Source organism: Sinorhizobium meliloti (assembly GCF_017876815.1).
Classification (GTDB): Bacteria; Pseudomonadota; Alphaproteobacteria; order Rhizobiales; family Rhizobiaceae; genus Sinorhizobium; species Sinorhizobium meliloti.
On the sequence record NZ_JAGIOS010000001.1, the window covers coordinates 569,155 to 589,583 of the forward strand.

General features: G+C 62.9%; 24 protein-coding genes. 6 read left to right on the forward strand and 18 right to left on the reverse strand.

Going from position 1 to position 20,429, the window contains the following annotated elements; translation table 11 throughout:
• Positions 1 to 248: 248 nt before the first annotated feature.
• From fliP to JOH52_RS02755, 14 genes are all read right to left on the reverse strand, one after another.
• Positions 249 to 986, reverse strand: coding sequence for a flagellar type III secretion system pore protein FliP (fliP, locus tag JOH52_RS02690; RefSeq protein ID WP_013844036.1), 738 nt, complete (start codon positions 984 to 986; stop codon positions 249 to 251).
• A 7-nt stretch (positions 987 to 993) separates the two neighbouring features.
• Positions 994 to 1,485 carry a flagellar basal body-associated FliL family protein gene (locus JOH52_RS02695; RefSeq protein WP_014529009.1) on the reverse strand — a complete coding sequence of 164 codons (492 nt, stop codon included), beginning with the start codon at positions 1,483 to 1,485 and terminating at the stop codon, positions 994 to 996.
• Positions 1,486 to 1,500: 15 nt separating this feature from the next.
• The gene (gene flgH, locus JOH52_RS02700; protein ID WP_003529888.1) at positions 1,501 to 2,211 is read right to left on the reverse strand and encodes a flagellar basal body L-ring protein FlgH; all 711 of its coding nucleotides are present in this window, start codon (positions 2,209 to 2,211) and stop codon (positions 1,501 to 1,503) included.
• A complete protein-coding gene (locus JOH52_RS02705) occupies positions 2,208 to 2,747 on the reverse strand; it encodes a MotE family protein (protein ID WP_014529008.1) in 540 nt (179 codons plus the stop codon). Before JOH52_RS02705 ends, flgH begins: the two co-directional genes overlap by 4 nt.
• Positions 2,744 to 3,859, reverse strand: a complete 1,116-nt coding sequence (locus JOH52_RS02710; protein ID WP_014529007.1) for a flagellar basal body P-ring protein FlgI — start codon at positions 3,857 to 3,859, stop codon at positions 2,744 to 2,746. The genes JOH52_RS02705 and JOH52_RS02710 overlap by 4 nt, the downstream gene beginning before the upstream one ends.
• Positions 3,856 to 4,365, reverse strand: coding sequence for a flagellar basal body P-ring formation chaperone FlgA (gene flgA / locus JOH52_RS02715; RefSeq protein WP_014529006.1), 510 nt, complete (start codon positions 4,363 to 4,365; stop codon positions 3,856 to 3,858). The genes JOH52_RS02710 and flgA overlap by 4 nt, the downstream gene beginning before the upstream one ends.
• A gap of 18 nt (positions 4,366 to 4,383) precedes the next feature.
• Entirely contained in the window at positions 4,384 to 5,172 is a 789-nt protein-coding gene (gene flgG, locus JOH52_RS02720; protein WP_014529005.1) for a flagellar basal-body rod protein FlgG, read from the reverse strand.
• 11 nt (positions 5,173 to 5,183) lie between these two features.
• A complete protein-coding gene (gene fliE / locus JOH52_RS02725; protein WP_003529899.1) occupies positions 5,184 to 5,519 on the reverse strand; it encodes a flagellar hook-basal body complex protein FliE in 336 nt (111 codons plus the stop codon).
• The gene (flgC, locus tag JOH52_RS02730) at positions 5,519 to 5,938 is read right to left on the reverse strand and encodes a flagellar basal body rod protein FlgC (RefSeq protein WP_014529004.1); all 420 of its coding nucleotides are present in this window, start codon (positions 5,936 to 5,938) and stop codon (positions 5,519 to 5,521) included. The genes fliE and flgC overlap by 1 nt, the downstream gene beginning before the upstream one ends.
• A gap of 6 nt (positions 5,939 to 5,944) precedes the next feature.
• Entirely contained in the window at positions 5,945 to 6,325 is a 381-nt protein-coding gene (gene flgB / locus JOH52_RS02735) for a flagellar basal body rod protein FlgB (protein WP_003529904.1), read from the reverse strand.
• A 309-nt stretch (positions 6,326 to 6,634) separates the two neighbouring features.
• Positions 6,635 to 7,186, reverse strand: a complete 552-nt coding sequence (locus JOH52_RS02740; protein WP_017265794.1) for a hypothetical protein — start codon at positions 7,184 to 7,186, stop codon at positions 6,635 to 6,637.
• Positions 7,183 to 8,586: a flagellar protein export ATPase FliI gene (fliI, locus tag JOH52_RS02745; protein WP_014529002.1), complete on the reverse strand. Its 1,404-nt coding sequence runs from the start codon at positions 8,584 to 8,586 to the stop codon at positions 7,183 to 7,185. Before fliI ends, JOH52_RS02740 begins: the two co-directional genes overlap by 4 nt.
• A 44-nt stretch (positions 8,587 to 8,630) precedes the next feature.
• The gene (gene flgF, locus JOH52_RS02750) at positions 8,631 to 9,356 is read right to left on the reverse strand and encodes a flagellar basal-body rod protein FlgF (RefSeq protein ID WP_010968729.1); all 726 of its coding nucleotides are present in this window, start codon (positions 9,354 to 9,356) and stop codon (positions 8,631 to 8,633) included.
• 1 nt (position 9,357) lies between these two features.
• Entirely contained in the window at positions 9,358 to 10,137 is a 780-nt protein-coding gene (locus JOH52_RS02755; RefSeq protein ID WP_026029868.1) for a DUF1217 domain-containing protein, read from the reverse strand.
• A gap of 224 nt (positions 10,138 to 10,361) precedes the next feature.
• On the opposite strand from JOH52_RS02755, the gene motA reads away from it, so the two are divergent.
• The 6 genes from motA (at position 10,362) to JOH52_RS02785 (ending at position 15,702) form a co-directional block, all read left to right on the forward strand.
• On the forward strand, positions 10,362 to 11,240 hold the full coding sequence (motA, locus tag JOH52_RS02760) for a flagellar motor stator protein MotA (RefSeq protein ID WP_014529000.1): 879 nt from the start codon (positions 10,362 to 10,364) through the stop codon (positions 11,238 to 11,240).
• Position 11,241: 1 nt separating this feature from the next.
• The gene (locus tag JOH52_RS02765; RefSeq protein ID WP_015241044.1) at positions 11,242 to 12,189 is read left to right on the forward strand and encodes a FliM/FliN family flagellar motor switch protein; all 948 of its coding nucleotides are present in this window, start codon (positions 11,242 to 11,244) and stop codon (positions 12,187 to 12,189) included.
• Between the two features lie 55 nt (positions 12,190 to 12,244).
• A complete protein-coding gene (gene fliN, locus JOH52_RS02770) occupies positions 12,245 to 12,841 on the forward strand; it encodes a flagellar motor switch protein FliN (protein ID WP_015241043.1) in 597 nt (198 codons plus the stop codon).
• Between the two features lie 87 nt (positions 12,842 to 12,928).
• On the forward strand, positions 12,929 to 13,966 hold the full coding sequence (fliG, locus tag JOH52_RS02775) for a flagellar motor switch protein FliG (protein ID WP_014528997.1): 1,038 nt from the start codon (positions 12,929 to 12,931) through the stop codon (positions 13,964 to 13,966).
• A gap of 210 nt (positions 13,967 to 14,176) precedes the next feature.
• Positions 14,177 to 15,259, forward strand: coding sequence for a flagellar biosynthesis protein FlhB (gene flhB, locus JOH52_RS02780; RefSeq protein ID WP_014528996.1), 1,083 nt, complete (start codon positions 14,177 to 14,179; stop codon positions 15,257 to 15,259).
• Positions 15,256 to 15,702 (forward strand): hypothetical protein, encoded by a 447-nt coding sequence (locus tag JOH52_RS02785; RefSeq protein WP_015241041.1) that lies wholly within the window; start codon positions 15,256 to 15,258, stop codon positions 15,700 to 15,702. Before flhB ends, JOH52_RS02785 begins: the two co-directional genes overlap by 4 nt.
• A gap of 8 nt (positions 15,703 to 15,710) precedes the next feature.
• Here JOH52_RS02785 and visR read toward each other — a convergent pair whose 3' ends face one another.
• The 4 genes from visR to cheT all read right to left on the reverse strand — a co-directional run bounded on the left by visR (position 15,711) and on the right by cheT (position 20,426).
• A complete protein-coding gene (gene visR, locus JOH52_RS02790; protein ID WP_003529926.1) occupies positions 15,711 to 16,451 on the reverse strand; it encodes a transcriptional regulator VisR in 741 nt (246 codons plus the stop codon).
• A gap of 11 nt (positions 16,452 to 16,462) precedes the next feature.
• On the reverse strand, positions 16,463 to 17,200 hold the full coding sequence (visN, locus tag JOH52_RS02795) for a transcriptional regulator VisN (protein ID WP_014528994.1): 738 nt from the start codon (positions 17,198 to 17,200) through the stop codon (positions 16,463 to 16,465).
• Between the two features lie 826 nt (positions 17,201 to 18,026).
• On the reverse strand, positions 18,027 to 19,700 hold the full coding sequence (fliF, locus tag JOH52_RS02800; protein WP_014528993.1) for a flagellar basal-body MS-ring/collar protein FliF: 1,674 nt from the start codon (positions 19,698 to 19,700) through the stop codon (positions 18,027 to 18,029).
• A 351-nt stretch (positions 19,701 to 20,051) separates the two neighbouring features.
• Positions 20,052 to 20,426 carry a chemotaxis protein CheT gene (gene cheT / locus JOH52_RS02805; protein WP_014528992.1) on the reverse strand — a complete coding sequence of 125 codons (375 nt, stop codon included), beginning with the start codon at positions 20,424 to 20,426 and terminating at the stop codon, positions 20,052 to 20,054.
• Positions 20,427 to 20,429 lie beyond the last annotated feature (3 nt).

The following is a 20,429-nucleotide window of genomic DNA, read 5'->3' on the forward strand; positions in this document are numbered from 1 at the left end:
CTGATTGGGGGGACATACCGGACTGAAAATCGCTACCGGTCCCGACGGTCCGGCATCATGCCACTCGGCTCCGCTCAACTCGTGATGGATACCAAACCCGTCGTGTGAGGACGAAATTCGCAGCCATTCATTGCCAAGTGTTTAACCGGAGAAGGGCGTGCCCGGTCCCGGCGAAGGTGTGGTTAATCGCCTGTGAAATCCTATGCTTAACGGATTCTTGCCGGACCGCCGTGCCTGGCGGCGGGGCCTCAGATAAAGGAGCGCACGAGGCTGCCGACCAGCAGGTTCCAGCCGTCGATCAGCACGAAGAACAGGATCTTGAAGGGCAGCGAAATCGCCGTCGGGGGAAGCATCATCATGCCCATCGCCATGGTGATGGTCGCGACGATCAGGTCGATCACGAGGAAGGGCAGCATGATCAGGAAGCCGATCTCGAAGCCGCGGCGGATCTCCGAGATCATGAAGGCCGGCACGACGGCGCGCAGGTCCACCTTCTCGTCGACGACGACGGTCTGGCCCTTCTCCCGAGCGATGTCGATGAAGAGCTGCAGGTCCTTGTCGCGGGTATTGGCCAGCATGAATTCGCGGAAAGGCTCCGACATCCGCTGAATCGCATCCGTCTCGGAGATCTCGTTCTTCAGGAGCGGATCGATGCCGTCGCGCCAGGCGCGGTCGAAGGTCGGGGCCATGACGTAGAAGGTCATGAAGAGCGCGAGCGACACCATGATCATATTGGAGGGCGTCGTCGCCAGTCCCATGCCTGAGCGCAGGATCGCGAAGGCGATGACGAAGCGCGGGAAGCTCGTCACCATGATCAGGATGCCCGGGGCCACCGAAAGAACGGTCAGGAGGCCGAAGGTGCGGATGATCCACGAGGCGACGGAGCCGTCGACCGGCGTGTTCAGGATATCGGCGGGGAAGCTCTGAGCCCCGGCAATTCCCGACATCGCCATCATGGCGATTATGAAGGTGGCAAACCGGAGCATCAGCGAATCATTGGATGACGAAGGTGCGGAACATCACATTCGTTACGCGGCCCTCGGAGCGCAGGTCAACCCGCTCCTGGATGTCATCCCGGAGATATTGGAAGCCGCGCGGTCCTTGAATCTGCTGCAGCGACACGGTCTTCAGATAGGCTGCAATGTCCTGGTGTATCGTCTCCGCCAGTGCAACGTCGGGAGCGCCATCGAACTGGAGCGCGACCTCGAGGCGAACCCAGTTTTCGGCCGGATAGGCAAGGTTCGTCGTAATCGGATCGAGCTGCACGATGCCGTGTGCCACCGCTGACATTTTCGGTATGTCCTCCTCGCCGGTCGCGTTGGCAGGAAGCTCGGCCGCGGTTTCCGTCTTCTCGGACGGCGGCGGCGCGAGGAGCATGCCTGCAAGCCAGCCGCCACCGCCGGCGACGAGCGTCAGCACCGCCACGGCCGCGATGGTCATCAGCCGCGAGGTGGCCTTCGTTTCTTTGCTCTCGATTTCTTCCATCGTGCTTCCGGCCGGTCAGAGGGGCGAGACGAGATCGACGAGCTGCTGGCCCCACGGCGGCTGCTGGACCTCCGTCAGGCGGCCGCGGCCGCCATAGGAGATGCGCGCCTCGGCGATGCGGTCGTAGGAAATGACGTTGTCGGCATCCACGTCGCGCGGCCGGACGATGCCTGCGACATTGAGGATGCGCAGCTCGTGGTTGACGCGCACTTCCTGCGAGCCGCTGATGAGCAGGTTGCCGTTTTCGAGGACGCCGGTCACGACCGCGGCGACCAGCAGCCTGAGCTTCTCCGAACGCTCGGTCTTGCCGTCGCCTTCCGTCTTGGTGTTTGAGCCGTATTCGAGATCGCCCGACCAGGCGAAGTCGCTCGTCTGGGATTGTCCGCTGGCGCCGAGATTGAAGCCGCTCGAATTCTTGCGGCTGCGGTCCGTCTCGTTTTCAAAGGAGGCCTTGTCGTCGATACGGATGTCGACCGTCAGTATGTCGCCGATATTGATCGCGCGGGCATCCTTGAAGAGGGCCGCCTGCTGGTCGTTCCAAAGCGAGTACCCGTTCGTGACGTGGCGCGGCTGCTTCGGATACATGGCAAGCTGCGGCGTCTGCGTGTATTGCAGACCGCTGCCGATCGGGCTCATGGCCGGCGCCCGCCCGATCTCGTTGAAGGCCTGATTCTGGCAACCCGCCAGGAGCCCTGCGGCCAGTACGGCCGTGATGCGCGTTCTCATGATGGCTCCTTGGAGGTATTGGGATCGCTCGCGCTCGAAATGATGTTGGTCAGCACCGCTGCCCTTTCGTCGCTCATTTCGCTCAGGATCAGCGACGACTGGCGCGGCGGCAGGCGCATGACGATCGCGGCCGCGATCTCCGGACGCACCATCTCGAGTTTGCCGGCGGCGGCATCCGGCTTCATCGTCTTGTAGATGTCGACAAGGCCGAGCTCCGCCTGTTTGAGGAAATCGTTGCGGCGCTTAAGCCAGTCCTCGTATTCCGCCCGACGCGTTTCCAGAGTCGCGATCCGCTCGTCGACATTCGCTCTCAGCTTCTCCAGGTCCTGGCGCTGCAGAACGTAGCGCTGGTCGCGCGCGGCGTCGGCGATATTGGTGCAGAACTTCTCGATTTCGCTCGCCGTCGCGCTGTCGGCCGGCGGCGCCGTGACGTCCTGCGCGAAAGCACCGGGCATCGAAAGCATGAGCGCGGCGGCGGCCGAGCCCAGGAGAACGCGGCGCGCCTTTCCGAAAAGACGATCGAAGTTTTCGGTCATTGCAGAACAAGCTCCGCCTGTAGGGCTCCCGCCGATTTGATGCTCTGGAGGATCGCGATGATCCCGTCCGGCTTGACGCCGATGCTGTTCAGGCCCGCGACGAGCGAACGCAGGCTCGAGCCGTTGAGGATGGCGACGGTGCCGCCGTCGGCCTGCGCTTCGATCGTGGTGTTGGGCTCGTAGGCCGTCTCACCGCGCGAGAAGGGTTCCGGCTGGACGATCGTCGGCGTCTCGCTGACCTGCACCGTCAGGGTGCCGTAGCTGACGGCTACTTCGGCGACGCGGACGTCCTGGCCGATGACGATCGTGCCGGTGCGCTCGTTGATGACCACCCGGGCCGGCGCGTCGGTCTCGATCACCAGGTTTTCCACGTCCGCCATCAGGCGCGCGAGATCAGCCATCTTCGGCTTCTGGACCAGGACGGACTGCGAGTCCAAGGCTTCGGCGATGCGGCCGCCAAATTGCGCCGCGGCATATCTGTTGATCGCCGCGGCCATGCCGACGGCGGTCGAAAAGTCCGGATTGCGCAGCTGCAGCACCAGGTTGAAGCCGTCCTTGAATTTCGACGGCAGTTCCCGCTCGATGATGGCGCCGTTCGGGACACGTCCCGCCGTGGTCACGCCCTGGCTCAATTGGGCGGCTTCACCTTGCGCGTTGAAACCGCTGACGACCACCGAGCCCTGCGCCACGGCATAGATCTGGCCGTCGGCACCTGAAAGCGAGGTCATGACCAGCGTACCGCCGCGCAGCGACGTCGCATCGCCCAACGAACCGACGGTCACGTCGAGCCGGCTGCCTGGGCTCGCGAAGGGCGGCAGCGTGGCGGTGACGAGCACCGCCGCGACGTTGCGCGTGCGCGAGTCCCCGCCCTGCGTGGAAATGCCGAGGTTCTGCAGCATGGCGCGGATCGACTGATCCGTGAAAGGAGAGGAGCGCAGGCTGTCACCGGTGCCCTGCAGGCCGACCACCAGGCCGTAACCGATGAGCTGGTTGTCCCTGCCCGACTGCAGGGACGCGACGTCCTTGATCCGCGAGGCCGCATAGGCAGACGTCAAGGTCGCGGCGAAGGCCACCGCGAGCGTCAGCAGCCACTTGCATGCATTGATCTTCATTTCGCCACCACATGGATCGTGCTGTCCGCCATCACCGTCCCGGAGACGATCACGCCGGTATCGACGTTGCGCACGCGGATCAGATCGCCGACCGCGGCGTCCTGCAGCGGCGAGCCGGCGGCCGTTATCGTCAGACCGCCATTGTTGAAGACGAGGCGAACGGTGGAGCCGCGTTCGACCGCATATTGCTCGCGCAGCGCCGAGGCCAGGATGACACGCCCGGGAAGAAGGGTCCGCTTGGTCACCATGCCGTCGACCTCGTCGATCGAGTGCACATAGCCGTCGCGCAGGTCCGGGTTGGTCACGTCGACCACCTCCAGCATGCTCGCATCGAGCTTTTCGCCGGGATAGATCGTCTGCTTCGGAATGACGGCCGTCGGCGGCTCGGCAAGAGCTGCGGCCGGCGAAAGCAGGCAACTCGCCATGGCCGCAAACAGAACGGCACGCGCCGGCTGCGCGAGGCCGCTCATGTTTGCTTTTCCTCCGGGGGATCGGCGAAACATCATGTTTGCCTCCTCTTCCTGTTACCTCAGGTTCTTGCTCACCGTGGCGGCCATTTCGTCCGCGGCCTGGATGATCTTCGAATTCATCTCATAGGCACGCTGGGCCGAGATGAGGTCGGTAATCTCCTTGACGGGGTCGACGTTCGAGGATTCCAGGTAATTCTGCTTGATCTGCGCAAAGCCCGGATCGGCCGGCGTGCCGACGATCGGATCACCGGAAGCCGGCGTCTGCCGGAACAGGTTCTCGCCCATCGGTTCGAGACCGGCCTCGTTGACGAAGTTCGCGATCGTCAACTGGCCGATTTCCTGCAGTTCCGTATCGTTGCCGATCCGCACCATCACCTGGCCCGACGAGGTGAAGACGATCTCGGTCGCGTCCTGCGGCACGGTGACGCCCGGAACCACGGTATAGCCGTCGATGGTCACGAGCTGGCCCGTGGCATTGGTGTTGAAAGCCCCCGAGCGGGTGTAGACCGTCTCGCCATCCGGCGTCTCGATCTGAAACCATCCGCGGCCGACAAGCGCGAGGTCGTAATCGTTGCCGGTGTTGACGAGGCTGCCCTGGATATGAAGGTTTCGCACGGCGGAGGTCTGGACGCCCAGGCCGATGATCGCGCCTTCAGGCACGATCGCCTGGTTGGAGCGGTTCGGGACGCCTTGCGCCCGTTCGGTCTGGTAGAGCAGGTCCGAAAATTCTGCGCGCGCCCGCTTGTAGCCGGTCGTGTTGATGTTCGCGATGTTGTTCGCGATGACTTCGAGATTCAATTGCTGGGCGTTCATGCCCGTGGCGGCGATGGAAAGGGCTTTCATGTCTCTTTTCCTCAGATCTGCATGCGCGCGATTTCGAGATAGGCGGTGACCACCTTGTCGCGGATGGCGATTGCGGTCTGGAGAGACTGCTCGGCGCTCATGACGGCATCTACGACTTCGCGGGTGTTCGCCTCTCCGCGGATCGCCTGCAGCGAGGTGCCCTCCGCCGACTTCATCGAGCGGATGGCGTCCGTGGTCATGTTGCCGAGGACTTCGGCGAAGCTCCCCGCCTGAGGCGCGGCCGTGCCGGCGCCCGGCATGACGAGCGAGGCGGAAGAGGCCGGGCCGGCACCTTCGGTCTCCCTGATGGTCGAAAACGCGCCGACGGACTGAATTGCATCGATCATTATTGCGAAGCCCTCAACAGGTCGATTGTCTGGGAGATGAGATCGCGAGACTGCTTGATGGTCTGCAGATTGGCCTCGTAGGCACGGTTGGCCTCGCGCATGTCCGCCATCTCGATGAGGATGTTGAGGTTCGGCAATTTCACCATGCCCTTCTCGTCGGCGGCCGGATTGCCCGGGTCGAACTCGATGTTGAACTCCGAATCGTCGGTGCCGAGGCGTTCGACCTCGACGAGGGACGCGCCGCTTGCCCGGTCGACCTCCGCGGCGAAGCTGATCGTCTTGCGGCGGAAAGGATCGGCGCCGGGGGCGTCGCCGGTCGAGCGGGCATTGGCGATGTTTTCCGAGACGATGCGCAAACGCGTCGATTCCGCCTGCAGACCGGAGGCCGAAACTTTCAGTGCCGAGGTCAATGGATCCATGTTCGCTTACTTCCGTACCGTCATGAGAATCATCCGATGAAAGGACTTCACCAGCCCGGCATTGAGCTCGTAGTCGCGCTTGATCGCGCCGGTCTTCATCAATTCCTCTTCGAGCGCGACCGTATTGCCGGACTGCTGCACGGCGACATCGTCGAGAGCGCTGACTTCGGTCACATGCGCGGCTTCCGGGCTTTCGGTGAAATGGGCGCGATGGGTCGCGGCCATCTGGATGCCGGTGTTCTGGAGCACGCTTTCGAAGGGCTGAACGTCTTTCGCCCTGTAGTGCGGCGTGTTGGCATTGGCGATGTTGCCCGCCACCACGTTCTGGCGAACGGTCAGCCACTGGGCCTGCCGCGACGCGAGTTCGAAAAGCTGAATCGGTTCCATCAAGAGCTCCTGCTGATGATGGCGAACCTAGGCCGGTAATCTTGCGTGGGACTTGTCGGGGATGCGGAAGGACTGCACCGTGATCTTGCCCCTCTCCTCGGATTTAACCCGAGGACTAACCCTCTCCCCGCAGGGGGGGAGAGGGGACATGGCTCACATACGCGACCCATTTGCGGTGAAGATTGCACGGGCTGAGGCGGGTGCCTCTTGTTTCCTTCTCCCCGCATGCGGGGAGAAGGTGCCGGCAGGCGGATGAGGGGCAAGCGCGACGGGAAATAGCCCCGCCGCACCCCGCTTGTGGCCCCTACGCTACTTCGCCTCGAAGATCTCGCCCTTGGACGTGATCATCACCCAGCGGCCGTCGCGCTCCTCGAAGGTCGCAAGCCGGCTGTTGTCCGGCAATACCGAACCGATACGGACGATATACATGCCGCTCGCATCCTCGATGAGCGCGCGGCCATTGGCGACGTGCATGAGTTTGAAGCTCTCTTTTCCGGGGAACGGCTGATCGTGAGCCCCCATGTCCGTGTCTTCGGCGGGATCCTGATCGAGCCCCGGCACCGTCGCCGTCGTCAGGCGATCGACCGCGGCGGCGGTCTCCTCGTCCATGTCCGTCATTGCCAGCGGCGACACCGACAGGATCCGCCGGTCCGGGCGCTCCGGCAGATCGCGCGTCGTTCCCTGCCAGAGCGAAGGCATCGAGAATTTCTCCGGATGCAGATAGACGTACCACGGCAGGAACGTCGCACAGGCAGCCATGGCCAGGCCGATCGCACCGAGTATCTTGTCGATCAGCGGCATCCGGGTTTCGCGGCGGCGTTGGCGTACGATCTCGTCTGCATCGAAGTCCGTCAATTTCATCCCCTTCCGCGCAGGCCGGCGGCGCCCGGCTGATTGCCCATCGCGGCTGCCTTCAGCGCGTTGGCGAGGTCCGTGAAGGCGTCGAAGGCGGGCCGTTCGCCGGGCATCTGCTTCAAGACGTCGTAGATGACCGGCACTTGCTTTATCGCCATGTCGAGATCGGCGTCGCCGCCCGGCCGGTAGCCGCCGATAAGCCTGAGGTCCCGGGTTTCCTCGAAGCGGTGGATCAAGGACTTCAGCCGGGCAACCAGCTTCTCCTGGTCCGGCGTCCAGGCTTTTCTGGCCAAGCGCGAGATGGAGGCGAGCGGATTGACCGGCGGGTAGCGCCCCTCTTCGGCAAGACTTCGGTCGAGGACGATGTGCCCGTCGAGAATGCCGCGCGCCGAGTCGGCGACCGGGTCGTTGTGATTGTCGCCATCGACCAGGATTGAAATGATCGCCGTGATCGTGCCCGCTCCCTCGGCGCCGGGCCCGGCGCGCTCGAGCAGCCGCGGCAATTCGGTGAAGACCGAGGCCGGATAGCCGCGGGCGATCGGCGGCTCCCCCGCTGCCGTCGCCACCTCACGGATCGCATGGGCGAAACGGGTGACGCTGTCGACGATGAGCAGCACGTTGTCGCCCTTGTCGCGATAATGTTCGGCAATCGTGACCGCGGTCAGCGGCGCCATTTTTCTCAGCATCGGGCTCTCGTCGCTGGTGGCGACGACGGCGACCGATTTCGAAAGATTGTCGCCCAGCGTGTCCTCGATGAATTCGCGCACTTCGCGGCCGCGCTCGCCGACCAGGGCGATCACCACCTTGTCGAAGGCGTCGGCGCGGGCCAGCATGGAAAGCAGCGTCGATTTGCCGACGCCGGAGCCCGCGAAGATGCCGAGGCGCTGCCCGAGGCAGAGCGGGGAGAAGATGTCTATCGCCCGCACGCCCGTCCTGAAGCCCTGCTCCACCCGCTTGCGCGTCATGGATGGCGGCGCGGTGTTCGCGATCGAGCGGCGGATGTCGCCCTGCAGCAGCGCGCCCAGGCCGTCGATCGGCTCGGCCAGCGCATTGATGGTGCGGCCACACCAGTTGTCGGTCGGCGCTATGCGGAAGGCGCCCTTGCGGATGACGACGTCATGGATGCCGATCGGGTCACCCGGTTCGATCGGGCAGACGACCACCCGCTCGGGCTCGACGCGGACGACTTCGCCGAGATGGGTGCCGGTCGCGCTCTTGTGCGCCACGAAGTCCCCGAGCCGGACGTGCCGCGACAGGCCGCTGACCGTGTAATGCCCCGGCGAAATCGTCTGGACATGACCGCCCGGTGCGATGGCAAAGTCGGGATTTGCATATCGCTCGACCAGCCCGGCGAGCGCCGCGAGCGACGTCGATGTTGCAGTTTTTTCAGCGGCTTCGCGTGCCATCCGGCTTCCGTCCCGTCCCGCCCCAAATTCCGTCGATAGAACCGTCAACGGCTGCCGCCGAGCGTCTCGATAGCCTTATCGAGCGATCCCTCACTGTCGCGCATAAGCGCGGTGACGTTGTCGAAGGCGCGGGTGATCATGATCAGCTGCGACATTTCCTGTATGGCGTTCACGTTCGACTCCTCCAGGAAGCCCTGCATCACGCCGACATCGAACCGGTCAACGACCGGTTCCGGCTGGGCGGCCGGCATAACGGAACTGTTGTCGTAACGCATGAAGCCTTTGCTGAAATCCGCCTCGTAAAGCCCGAGCAGGGCGATCTGGACGCCGTTCTGGTGAATGGCACCATCGGCACCGACGGCAATTTCACCGGCACCGCCGTTCAGCTGGATCGGCGCGCCGCCGGCGTCGAGCACCGGATATCCCTTGATGGTTACGAGCTCGCCGGTCTCCGTCAGGGTGAACCGGCCGTCGCGCGTCAGCGCCGGGCCGCCGGGCGTGTCGATCGAGAACCAGGCGTCACCCTTGATGGCGAAATCGAGTGCGGAGCCGGTGCGCGCGAGCGCGCCGGTTTTGGTGCTCAGGAATTCCTCGCCCTCCGAAACATAGGAGACCTTTGTCGGCTTGGTATCGCCCAGCACCTGGTTGAACTTCACTTCCGTCGCGCGGAAGCCGACCGTGTTGGAGTTGGCAATATTGTCGGCAAGCGTGTTCAGGCGCTTTTCAAGCGCCATCTGAGACGAAAGCGCGACATAGAGACCGGTCTGCAAATCAGCGTCCCCCGAGTTTCAGATTGTTGATGGTCAGGAGCAGGTCGGGAGAAATTCCGTAGCCGCTCGACGCGCCGAAAACCGCAAGTGGGTCATAGCCGTCGGAGGAATTGTCGATTTCCCAAAGAGCGGTGAAGCGGTCCAGGAACTCGGCTATTTTCTGAGGGTCCTGGAAATCCTTGAAATCGATCGCCGCCTCGTAGGCCTCAGCCTGGCGATCCACGTCGGCGGCCGCGAATTCGGCCGGCAGCTGCAGGACGGTTCGGACCACATGCGAGAGGGCCTCGTCGGCGATGATTTCGTAGCCATTGGCGATCGTCGGCGCCATGCGCTGGAAATAGAGCGCCAGCCGCACGCCGGTGTTTTCCTCGCCGGCCTTCTGCTCCAGCGTCTGGCGCGTATATTTTTCGGCCACACCCTTCTGCGCCCGCTCGAAGGCAGTGGCGGCTTCGCCGTGCCGGGCGAAATTCAACGACTCGACCAGCGCCTTGTAGCGCCCGTCGGCCAGCTTGTTGGCAAAGGCGTCGTCACTGTCGATGCCTTCGGCGAGCACCTTGCGCATGAAGGCCTTGGCATAGGCCATGTCCTCGAGGCCGTGCGCCTTCATCGCGTAGTTGTAGAGCCGGCTGTCGGCGAAGAAATCGTCGAGCGTTTTGATGCTGCCGATCTTCGACAGGTAGTACTCCGTCTCGCGGGCGACGTCCGGCTGCGCCGAAACGCGTTCCAGCGATTTCGTCAGATCCGCAGTGATCAGCCTGTAGCTCGTATAGGTCGTCGTCACGATCGGCTCGCCTGTCGCAATGAAGCGGGATGAGGAAATGTGTGCGCGGTCTTCCGCCCGCGCCAACTGTCGGGACCGGACGCGATTGCGGTCCGACCCTGGCCAACCCTGACGGCGTTGGCTTGCGCGAACCTGTCCCGGACGCGGGGTTTCCGCGGCCAGCCTCACGCAAGGATCGAACCCTATTTCATCGGAGGAAATTCACGATCGCGACAGGTATCGGCATGAACATCATCATCGGGCTTCTTGTGACTTTCGGCTGTATCCTCGGCGGCTACATGGCGATGGGCGGCCACCTGGAAGTCCTCAACCAGCCCTTCGAGCTGATGATCATCGGCGGGGCCGGCATCGGCGGCTTCATCATGGCCAACTCGATGAAAGTGGTCAAAGACACCGGCAAGGCACTCGGCGAGGCCTTCAGGCACAAGGTGCCGAAGGAACGCGAATACCTCGACACGCTCGGCGTGCTCTACAGCCTGATGCGCGACCTGAGGACAAAATCCCGCAACGAGATCGAGAGCCACATCGACAATCCGGAAGAGTCTTCGATCTTCCAGTCCGCACCCACCGTCCTGCAGAACAAGGAGCTCACCGCCTTCATCTGCGATTATGTGCGCCTGATCATCATCGGCAACGCCCGCTCGTATGAGATCGAGGCGCTGATGGACGAGGAAATCCAGACGATCACCCACGACAAGATGAAGTGCTACCACGCGATGACGACCATGGGCGATGCTCTGCCTGCGATCGGCATCGTCGCCGCGGTTCTCGGCGTCATCAAGGCAATGGGCGCGATCAGCGAGGCACCGGAGGTGCTGGGCGCCAAGATTGCCGCCGCGCTCGTCGGAACGCTGCTCGGCGTGTTTCTTTCCTATTCGATCGTCGGGCCCCTCGTCGCAAACATCAAGTCCGTGCGGGAAAAGCAGAACCGTCTCTATGTCATCGTCAAGCAGACGCTGCTTGCCTACATGAACGGCTCGGTTCCGCAGGTCGCACTCGAATACGGCCGCAAGACCATCTCCGCCTATGAGCGGCCGTCCATCGATGCGGTCGAGCAGGAAATGATGAATCCCGGCGGCGGCAGCGAAAGCAAGGCGGCCTGACATGAGCACAAGCACCGCATCGAACGTCCATGCATTCGACAGGAGGCTGATCGCGCGCATGACCGGCGCGCTCGGCGATGACAAGGTCATCGGCCGAACCGCTCTCGAGCTGGCGCAGGTCTTCGATGAACTCCTGCCCGGTGTCCTGCAATCGGAGACCGGATGCGACGTCACGATCGCCTATGCGGGCTTCCGGACAGGCCTCCGCAACGATCTCATCGCGGCTCTCGGAGACGGAGTCCTGCTCGGCGATTTTTCACTGCGCAACTGGTGCGCGGACTTCCAGGTCGGCTGCGACAGCCCGGTTCTGATCGCACTCGTCGAGGCTCTGCTCGGGGCCGAACCCACGAGCATAGAGGAGCCTGCGCCGCGCTCTCTGTCGAAGATCGAGATCGATGTCGCCTTGCCGGTATTTCACGGCATCGCCGAGGTCCTGCGCACCGCGGTGAACGCGCCCGGCGGGTTCGAGCCCGTCGTCGGCCGCCCGTACAACAGCGCGGAACGGGCAAAGCCCGATCCGGTGCTCGAAGATGTCTTCGCAGCCTCGATCGACATGACCATAGGCCTCGGGCCGGTGCTCTCCACCTTCTCGGTCATCGTCCCGCAAAGCACGCTCCTCAAGACCCGGATCGTCTCTCGGAAGGGTGCGGGCGAGGACCGGAATGCGAAGACCGAATGGACGGAACAGCTGGAGGAGCAGGTCCGCCGATCGGCCGTCGCGCTCGAGGCACGCATCCGGCTGGAAAGCCTGACGCTCGACACGCTCAGCCGCCTGCAGGCCGGGGACGTCATCCCTTTCCACGACGGGCAGGATGTCCGCGTCGAGGTGAGCGCCAACGGGCGCGACCTCTATGTCTGCGAGTTCGGCCGTTCGGGATCGCGATACACGGTCCGGGTCAAGGATACCCACGGCTCCGAGCAGGACATCCTTCGCCACATCATGAGTTAATCCGCCCTCGCCCGGCAGAATGCCTGAGGCAAGCTTCAACTGGAATATTCGGCACATGGCACCCAAGAAAGCAGCACCCATCGCAGAACCGGCCGTATTCGCGGCAGATGCCGAGCTCGACCAGGCGATCGACGACCTGCGCGGCGTTCTCAAGAAGGACGGCGAGGCTGACTTCGGGGCAGATTTCGCCGCCGCCGGGCCGCTCGAACAGCCCATGGATTTCGGCAGCGACTTCGGTTCCGCCGACGGTGCTGGATTCGGCGGCGATTTCGCTGCCGGCTTCGGCGGCGGCCTCACGGAAACCGGGGCAGCCGGCGGCTTCGACGCCGGCTCCGGTTTCGCCGGTGGAGATTTCGACGCGGCACCGATTGCCGGCGAAACTGCGCCCGGCAGCGGAATGACCGCCAATATGGACCTGATCATGGATATCCCGATCGATGTCCAGATCGTGCTCGGAACCAGCCGCATGCAGGTTTCCGGTCTCATGGCGCTTACCGAGGGCGCAACGATCGCGCTCGACCGCAAGATCGGCGAACCGGTCGAGATCATGGTCAATGGCCGGGTGATCGGCCGCGGAGAAATCACCGTTCTCGAGGGCGATGTGACCCGCTTCGGCGTCAAGCTCCTGGAGATCAAAGGCAGTAAGAAATAGAGCGGGATGAGGAAAGGTGTAAGCGGTTTTCCGCCCGCATCCCGTTTCAACTCACTAGAAGCCCGATGACCGGGCGGGGATGAATCCATGACGGATTTCGGAAGTTTCGAGGCACAGGCTCAGGCGCTTGCACAACCGTTGAGCCAGACGGAAAAGGCGGCCGCGGTGCTGCTCGCCATGGGCAAGTCGATTGCCGGGAAGCTGTTGAAATTCTTCACCCAGAGCGAGCTGCAGGCCATCATCGCCGCGGCACAGTCGCTCAGAGCCGTCCCGCCGCACGAGCTCGAAGCCCTCGTCAACGAGTTCGAGGATCTCTTCACCGAAGGTGCAGGCCTCATGGACAATGCCAAGGCCATGGAGAGCATTCTCGAAGAAGGCCTGACGCCGGACGAGGTGGACGGGCTCCTCGGCCGCCGGGCCACCTTCCAGTCCTACGAGGCGAGCATCTGGGATCGGCTGATGGATTGCGATCCGGTGATCATCGCGCAATTGCTCGCCCGGGAACATCCGCAGACGATCGCCTATGTTCTGTCGATGATGCCGTCGAGCTTCGGCGCCAAGGTGCTGCTGCAGCTTTCCGACAAACAGCGGCCGGAGATTCTCAACCGTGCCGTCAACATCAAGAACGTCAATCCGAAGGCGGCGGCGATCATCGAGGCGCGGGTGATCGAAATCATCGAAGAGATGGAGACCGAGCGCAACTCGCCCGGCCCGGCGAAGATCGCCGAAGTCATGAACGAGCTCGAGAAGCCGCAGGTGGACACGCTGCTCGCCTCGCTCGAAACGATCAGCACCGATTCGGCCAAGAAGGTTCGGCCGAAGATCTTCCTCTTCGACGACATCCTTTTCATGCCGCAGAGGAGCCGCGTGCAGCTCTTCAACGACGTCTCCGCCGACGTCATCACCATGGCGCTCAGAGGTTCTGCGGCGGAGTTGCGCGAGTCTATCCTCGCCTCCATCGGCGCCCGCCAGCGGCGCATGATCGAATCGGACCTCGCCGCCGGCGACGCCGGCATCAATCCCCGCGATATCGCGATCGCGAGGCGCTCGATCACGCAGGAGGCGATTCGCCTCTCCGCAAGCGGGCAGCTCGAGCTCAAGGAAAAGGAACCGGAGGCCGCCTGACGCCTCCAGCCTGCCGGTATATCGCGTTTGGTTTCCGATTTCTGTTGACCCGCGCGGGCTGCCGCACACCCACCCTTGCGCAGGGACCTGTCCGGGTTCACCACAACAGCGTGCGCTTGCGTCTGCTGCCACGATTCCCTCGCGAATTCGGGTCGAGCGGTAACCGGAAGCGTCGTTCAGATTGTCGCCTGCTGAGGAGCTTGCTGGTTCATGGCGGAAGAGCAGGACAAGGACAGTAAAACAGAAGCGCCGTCGGAAAAGAAGATTTCCGACGCGACCGAAAAAGGCAACGTCCCTTTCTCGCGTGAGGTGACCGCTTTCGCCTCGACGCTGGCAATCTACATTTTCGTCGTCTTTTTCCTTTCGGACGGCGCGGCAAACATGGCCGAGGCGCTGAAGGACATTTTCGAGCAGCCGGAAGCCTGGAGGCTCGATACGGCAACGGACGCCGTCGCCCTGATTTCGCATGTCGTTCTGAAATGCGCCGCGCTGGTTCTGCCGGTTTTCATCCTGCTCATCCTCTTCGGCGTCGGATCGTCGATCTTCCAGAACCTGCCGCGGCCGGTCCTCGACCGCATCCAGCCGAAATGGAACCGGGTATCGCCCGCGGCCGGTTTCAAGCGGATCTACGGCGTTCAGGGGCTGGTGGAATTCGGCAAGTCGCTGTTCAAGATAATTGTCGTTTCGATCGTCGTCGTCCTCGTGCTCTGGAACGATTATTTCGCCACGCTCGACATGATGTTCTCCGATCCGGTGACGATCTTCACGACGATGATCTCCGACCTCCAGCAGATCATCATCGTCGTTCTCTTCGCCACCGCGACGCTCGCCATCGTCGACCTCTTCTGGACGCGCCATCACTGGTACACAGAGCTCAGGATGACGAGGCAGGAGGTCAAGGACGAGCTGAAGCAATCGCAGGGAGACCCGATCGTCAAATCGCGGCTCAGATCGATGCAGCGCGACCGCGCCCGCAAGCGGATGATCTCCTCGGTTCCGCGCGCAACCCTGATCATCGCCAACCCGACCCACTATGCCGTAGCGCTGCGTTATGTGCGCGAGGAGAGTGACGCGCCGGTCGTCGTGGCTATGGGAAAGGACCTGGTGGCCCTGAAGATTCGCGAAATTGCGGAGAAGAACGGCATCCCCGTCTTCGAGGATCCGCCGCTTGCACGCTCCATGTTTGCACAAGTCTCGGTGGATAGTGTCATTCCACCGGTGTTTTACAAGGCAGTCGCCGAACTGATTCACCGGGTTTATGCAGCTCAGCCGCAACAAAGACGGGTGACATGATCTTGAAAAAGTGCCAATTCTCCGAAGAACGAGAACAGATAGTTGCGGAGGCGATCCGTCCGGTTGCGACCGAATTGCGCCTCATCGATGCTGCGGATTTCATCGCGCTCCTGCGCTTCGAGTCCTATGCGAGCATCGCCGATTTGGTGGAATCGGCGGCAGAGCTCTACTTCCTGCCCGGCACCGTGAACTTCGGCCTCGGCGGCAACTATAATCTCGACTGGGACACTCGCCCGGAGGTCATCCTCGACCTCGAACTGAAGCCCCGCGGCGTCACGGTCTATGCGCGCCTCGTGCTCGCGGGCGATACGGCCGGCATCGAGATCAGCCACATCAACTTTCAGCAGCCCTCCGGCAATCCGGACGAGAACACGGCCTTTCTCGCCAAGAGCCTGGCAGAAGCGAAGTTCGTCAAAACCTATCCTCTGCCGCTGGCGAGTTGAGAAGCTGGCTAGCTGATATAGCCGAGGCGGATCGCCTTGGCGATCGCCTGGATCCGATTGACGGAGTCGAGCTTCGTCGTCGCTGCCCCCAGATAGGCATTCACCGTGTGCACCGAGAGACCCATCTTCTCGGCGATCTCCTCGCTGATATGTCCGTCGCCGGCCATTTGCAGGCAGGCGATTTCGCGATCGCTCAAGGCCTCCGCCTTGAACAGACGCTTCTCGTCGGCGGCCAGGAGGTCTGCCATGATCTGCGCGCTGCGGCCGTGAAGCTCCACGATCTGTTCGCCCGAAGCATCGATGTAGCTTCCGGCGAACATCACATAGCCATTGCCCTGCGCGCCAAGCCGTATCGGAAAGGCGATGCCCGAATAGGGAAGCTTGCGCTCCCTCAGCCGCCGTGTGAACGGGCCGAAATCCGAGACTTCGGCGGTCTGATGCTCGCCCTGACCGTTCCAGAGGACCGGCAGCAAGGAAAGATCGAGATGCTGGAGCAGTTCGTCGCCATAGAGCATTATCAGATCACGCGCGTTTTCCTCGCAAGAGGCTCCCCAGTTGTGGAGGACGCAGGTGAGCTTGCGCGTTGCAGGAAGGCCCCTGCCATTCGTTCGCAGAACGGCGAAATTCTTCGCGTTGATCTGCCGTTGCATGGCCTGCAAGCGCGTCACCAGAGTCGCTGCCCGCGCCGCGCGGGCGTTACGGCCCGACCGGCCGGCGTCGTCGCGATCTTCGGTCGCGAGATAAGCCATCGTCACCGCTCCTAAACCAGATTGTTGCGCACGGCGTGGGCGATCGCTTCCGACCGCGTTCGCGTCGCCGTCTTGCGCATTACGCTGGTGATGTAATTGTTGATCGTGTTGCGGGAGATCCCGAGTATGACGGCGATCTCATCGCTCGTCTTGCCTTCGGCAATCCAGAACAGACATTCGAGCTCGCGCTCGGTCAGTTCGCATTCCCTATCGTGACGCACATCGGCTTTGATCTTGTGACTGGCGACATAGCCGGCAAGCACCGCGATGTCGCGCAGCGACTCCTGGGAGAGGATCACGTCCTCGGGGAAGAGCAGCATCAAGGAGAACCGCGTGCGCCCCACGCTGAAGGTCACGGCGCAATAGCTCCGGCTGACCCCCCGCGGCAAGCCGATATCGTCGGGCATCGTATGGAAGGCCGGCTGCAGTTGGGCGAGGCACTTTTCCAGTTCGGTGATCTTCGCATGGAGCCCGGCGATGATGCCCGAAAGGCGCCGAACGATGTCGAACGGCCAGTCGGAACAGACGACAAAATCAAGTCCGCCGTCCTGCGAGACATCGTGCCGGGCGAGAAGGTAATGGGTTGCGCCGACATACTCCGTCAGCGCTGCCAATCCGTTGCCGAGACCCGCGCCCGAGGCCACTTCCCCAAGCCTTCGGATCAGTTGCTCCCTTGATATTTTGCGTCCACACACCCGCGGCGCAGCGGTCTCCGAAGACCAGACTGCGTCCGACCGCGACATTTCCATGACTTTCAGCCCCCGTGCCGGATTCGACGCCCTGAAATGTCACGCTTGCCCTGCCGTCCCCGACAGCCGGCTTCGCCGGTATTCTTGCCACCAAGCGAGTATCAGGACGCGAATCAATTGCTAAACTGTACATCGCCGCCCCCAAAAAGACAGGGCGTCCAGTTGCGCGGTTACTTGGCAACCTTGCCCTGCGCATTCACGTATGCGTGAGCTGGCGGGCGGCCGGGCGCGCTTCTTCTCCGACCGATTCTCTAATCAAGGCATTGATTATTAACGGCATCCGGCGATCGCTGTGCGTGGCCGTGCAGTTGAAAATCCGTGACATCGGACGGGAGTTCGCCTTTTCGTTGCAGATCAGTTGCTCGCGGGACGCCTCAACTCTTCATCCAAGACTTACTTTAAGCCGGGGAATGTTGCCGAAATGCATCAAATCCTGCCGGGGTCATTGATAGCAACGCCGGGAATGCGGAAAGTCTGTTCACCAAATTATATTCAGCTCTTTCGAAGATATATTTTAATGCAACTCCGGAACCTGCAAACAACGCGGAGTAACGGGCTGCGCAAGCCGCAGCACGGAGAGCGCCGCGTGAATCTAAAATAATTAAAATTTGGTTTAAATTTGCCGACGGCCATCGGACGTGATTCCGGACGCGGGGCGGATTCTTTAGCCAGACTCCTCCGCGTCATCGCCAGCCGGAGCTAGACTCGCCAATACTCCCGGAAGGCCCGCTGCGCCGGCGCGGGCCGGATCGAGGCGCGCCCGCAACGGGCAAGTCCCGCCTGTTGGGCGGGACTTCGTTCCAATTCAGGTTTCCGCCGGCATCTTTCACGCCGCTCGGTCGACTGCCCATTTTCGCAGTATCTTCGCTGCCCGCTCTTCGCTGATCTCTACCATCCGGGCGAGGCGCCGCTCCGGCCCTTCCTTGACGCGGCGGTTGAAGCCGGCCTCGTCGCCGAGATTGAGCAGGTCGTCGCCGCCGTCGAAGCCGAAGTCGGAGCCGAAGCCCTCCATGAGGGCGCCCCCTGCGCCGGCGCCGGCCGGCGAGAAGTCCGGCAGTTCGAGCCCGGCGGCTTCGCCTTCGAGCTTGCCCGCCTGTCCGCCGAAGCCCAGCTGGCGGGCAAGCGGCCGCATCCCGAACCATACCACCAGGAAGGCGACCGCGACGAAGGCGAGCGCGTTGATGATGCCGCCGAGGTTGCGCGTCAGCATCTCCATGATCCCCGGGCCCGGCACCGCCTGGTCGAGGAGCTGTGTCTCCACGAAATCCATGGCGTTCAGCGTAACGACGTCGCCGCGGCCCGGATCTATCCCGGCGGCGGAGGAAACGATCTTCTGCATCTCCTGGAGATAGGCATCGATTTTCGCCTGATCTGCCGGTTCGCCGGCCATGGCCGCGAGGCGCCCGCGATTGACGACGACCGCGATCGACAGCCGCTCGATCGAATAGCTGTTCTTGACGGTGGCGATCGTCTTGCTGTTGATCTCGTAATTCGTCTGCTCTTCCTTCTTCTCCGCCTCGTCGCTCGACTGCTGACCGGCTCCGCCGCGCGGCGCCGCCTGGGGGACGTTCTGCTGTACCGTGGCGGCATTGTCCGGCTGCTGCTGGCTGGACTTCTGCTCTTCCTTGATCACGCGCGTCGAGCGCTCGACGCGCGATTCCGGATCGAAGACCGTCTCCTGAATCTGCTGCGCATCGGTGTTGAGCCTGGCGGTGACGCTGGTGCGGAAATTGTCCATCCCGAGGAATGGCGCGAGAGCATTGTCGATCTTCTTTTCGAGATCGGACTGGACGTTCTGGACGACGCCGAGTGACTGATTGAGCGCGCTGTTCGACGGGTCGTCGCCGGATGCGAGCAGCTGGCCGGTCGAATCGAGGACGGTGACGTCGTCGACATCGAGGCCCGGCACGGAAGACGCGACCAGATGCCGGATGGAGGACGCAGCGCTACGGCCGACCGTGGCGCTTGCCCGTATCATGACCGAGGCCGTCGGCGTCTGCTCTGCTTTGCGGAAGCTGCCGCGCTCCGGCATGACGATGTGGACGCGTGCGGCGGCGATGCCGGAAATCTGCTGGATCGTGCGGGCGATTTCGCCCTCGAGCGCCCGAACGCGGGTCACTTCCTGCATGAAGGACGTCAGTCCGAGCGAACCGACATTGTCGAAGAGCTCGTAACCGGCATTGGCGCTGCTCGGCAGGCCGCGCTCGGCAAGCAGCAGACGGGCCTTGCCGGTCATGCCGACGGGCACCTGGATGCTGCCGCCGTCGGTGCCGACTTCGAAGTCGACATTGGCCTCCGCAAGCGCAATGCTGATCTGGGTGACGTCGCTGCGTTCGAGACCGACATAGAGCGTCTCGAAGGACCGCCGGTTGACATAGATACCGGCACCGAGGACGAAGCCGATCGCCACGACGCCAGCCACGGCAAGCGCAATGAGCTTTCCTTGTCCGAGATTGCTCAGATTTTTCGTGAACGTCGAGAATTGATCGAACAGATTCATTCTGTTTCCGCACCCAGTATCGCAAGGCACCCGCTCCGATTATCCGGTCGGTACCCTGCGCAGATCCAACATTCGGGTTTGCTGGAAAAACGGCCTGCGCTCAGCCGTTCTGCATTAGCCGCGAATCTACCAGCCCCGGAAGCGAAGCTAGGCCACGAAACTTGCGCGAACTTGGCGAAGGGCAGGCATCGGCGAACTGTCGCGCAGCGCACCGCTCCGGCCGCGCGGCCGCCCCTCATCCGCCTGCCGGCACCTTCTCCCCGCAAGCGGGGCGAAGGGACAAGACGCATGCTCCACATGTCCGCTCTCCCCGCCTGCGGGGAGGGTTACGGTGAGGTGCGACCGCGCGCCTCAGAAGGCCTCGAAGTCGCCAGCCGCCTTGGTCAGCGGCTGCGAATGCCCATGCCGGAGAATGCCGTTGCCGAGCGCTTTCTTCATGTCGGCAAGCTTGACGAGGCTGACTGCGGTGGTGACGTCGACTAGGCAGGTGTCGGGAATGGAGGCGGTGATGGTATCGATGAACTCCGCGAGCCCGCGCGTCTTCTGCACCGCGAGGTCGATGCCCTGCAGCACCATGATCCTGTCCGCGCCGGCGCCGTCATCGCTCATGAGTTGGGGCTCTATGCGTTCGATCAGATAGGCGACGTCGTGGAGCTCCGTGACGACGCGCATCAGCACGTCCGGCAGCGATTCTTCCGCGTGAGGCTGGTTGTGGTCTTTCCGCATTGT

Excerpts from the sequence above, each read along its gene's own strand:
- JOH52_RS02710 (WP_014529007.1), bottom strand. The coding sequence starts at position 3,859 with ATGAAGATCAATGCATGCAAGTGGCTGCTGACGCTCGCGGTGGCCTTC.
- JOH52_RS02705 (WP_014529008.1), bottom strand. The coding sequence starts at position 2,747 with ATGACCGAAAACTTCGATCGTCTTTTCGGAAAGGCGCGCCGCGTTCTC.
- JOH52_RS02785 (WP_015241041.1), top strand. The coding sequence starts at position 15,256 with ATGATCTTGAAAAAGTGCCAATTCTCCGAAGAACGAGAACAGATAGTT.
- flgB (WP_003529904.1), bottom strand. The coding sequence starts at position 6,325 with ATGGAACCGATTCAGCTTTTCGAACTCGCGTCGCGGCAGGCCCAGTGG.
- visR (WP_003529926.1), bottom strand. The coding sequence starts at position 16,451 with ATGGCTTATCTCGCGACCGAAGATCGCGACGACGCCGGCCGGTCGGGC.
- fliF (WP_014528993.1), bottom strand. The coding sequence starts at position 19,700 with ATGAATCTGTTCGATCAATTCTCGACGTTCACGAAAAATCTGAGCAAT.
- visN (WP_014528994.1), bottom strand. The coding sequence starts at position 17,200 with ATGGAAATGTCGCGGTCGGACGCAGTCTGGTCTTCGGAGACCGCTGCG.
- cheT (WP_014528992.1), bottom strand. The coding sequence starts at position 20,426 with ATGCGGAAAGACCACAACCAGCCTCACGCGGAAGAATCGCTGCCGGAC.
- fliG (WP_014528997.1), top strand. The coding sequence starts at position 12,929 with ATGACGGATTTCGGAAGTTTCGAGGCACAGGCTCAGGCGCTTGCACAA.
- JOH52_RS02740 (WP_017265794.1), bottom strand. The coding sequence starts at position 7,186 with ATGAAATTGACGGACTTCGATGCAGACGAGATCGTACGCCAACGCCGC.
- flhB (WP_014528996.1), top strand. The coding sequence starts at position 14,177 with ATGGCGGAAGAGCAGGACAAGGACAGTAAAACAGAAGCGCCGTCGGAA.
- flgG (WP_014529005.1), bottom strand. The coding sequence starts at position 5,172 with ATGAAAGCCCTTTCCATCGCCGCCACGGGCATGAACGCCCAGCAATTG.
- fliP (WP_013844036.1), bottom strand. The coding sequence starts at position 986 with ATGCTCCGGTTTGCCACCTTCATAATCGCCATGATGGCGATGTCGGGA.
- flgC (WP_014529004.1), bottom strand. The coding sequence starts at position 5,938 with ATGGATCCATTGACCTCGGCACTGAAAGTTTCGGCCTCCGGTCTGCAG.
- motA (WP_014529000.1), top strand. The coding sequence starts at position 10,362 with ATGAACATCATCATCGGGCTTCTTGTGACTTTCGGCTGTATCCTCGGC.
- fliE (WP_003529899.1), bottom strand. The coding sequence starts at position 5,519 with ATGATCGATGCAATTCAGTCCGTCGGCGCGTTTTCGACCATCAGGGAG.
- fliI (WP_014529002.1), bottom strand. The coding sequence starts at position 8,586 with ATGGCACGCGAAGCCGCTGAAAAAACTGCAACATCGACGTCGCTCGCG.
- fliN (WP_015241043.1), top strand. The coding sequence starts at position 12,245 with ATGGCACCCAAGAAAGCAGCACCCATCGCAGAACCGGCCGTATTCGCG.
- flgH (WP_003529888.1), bottom strand. The coding sequence starts at position 2,211 with ATGAGAACGCGCATCACGGCCGTACTGGCCGCAGGGCTCCTGGCGGGT.
- flgA (WP_014529006.1), bottom strand. The coding sequence starts at position 4,365 with ATGATGTTTCGCCGATCCCCCGGAGGAAAAGCAAACATGAGCGGCCTC.
- JOH52_RS02695 (WP_014529009.1), bottom strand. The coding sequence starts at position 1,485 with ATGGAAGAAATCGAGAGCAAAGAAACGAAGGCCACCTCGCGGCTGATG.
- JOH52_RS02765 (WP_015241044.1), top strand. The coding sequence starts at position 11,242 with ATGAGCACAAGCACCGCATCGAACGTCCATGCATTCGACAGGAGGCTG.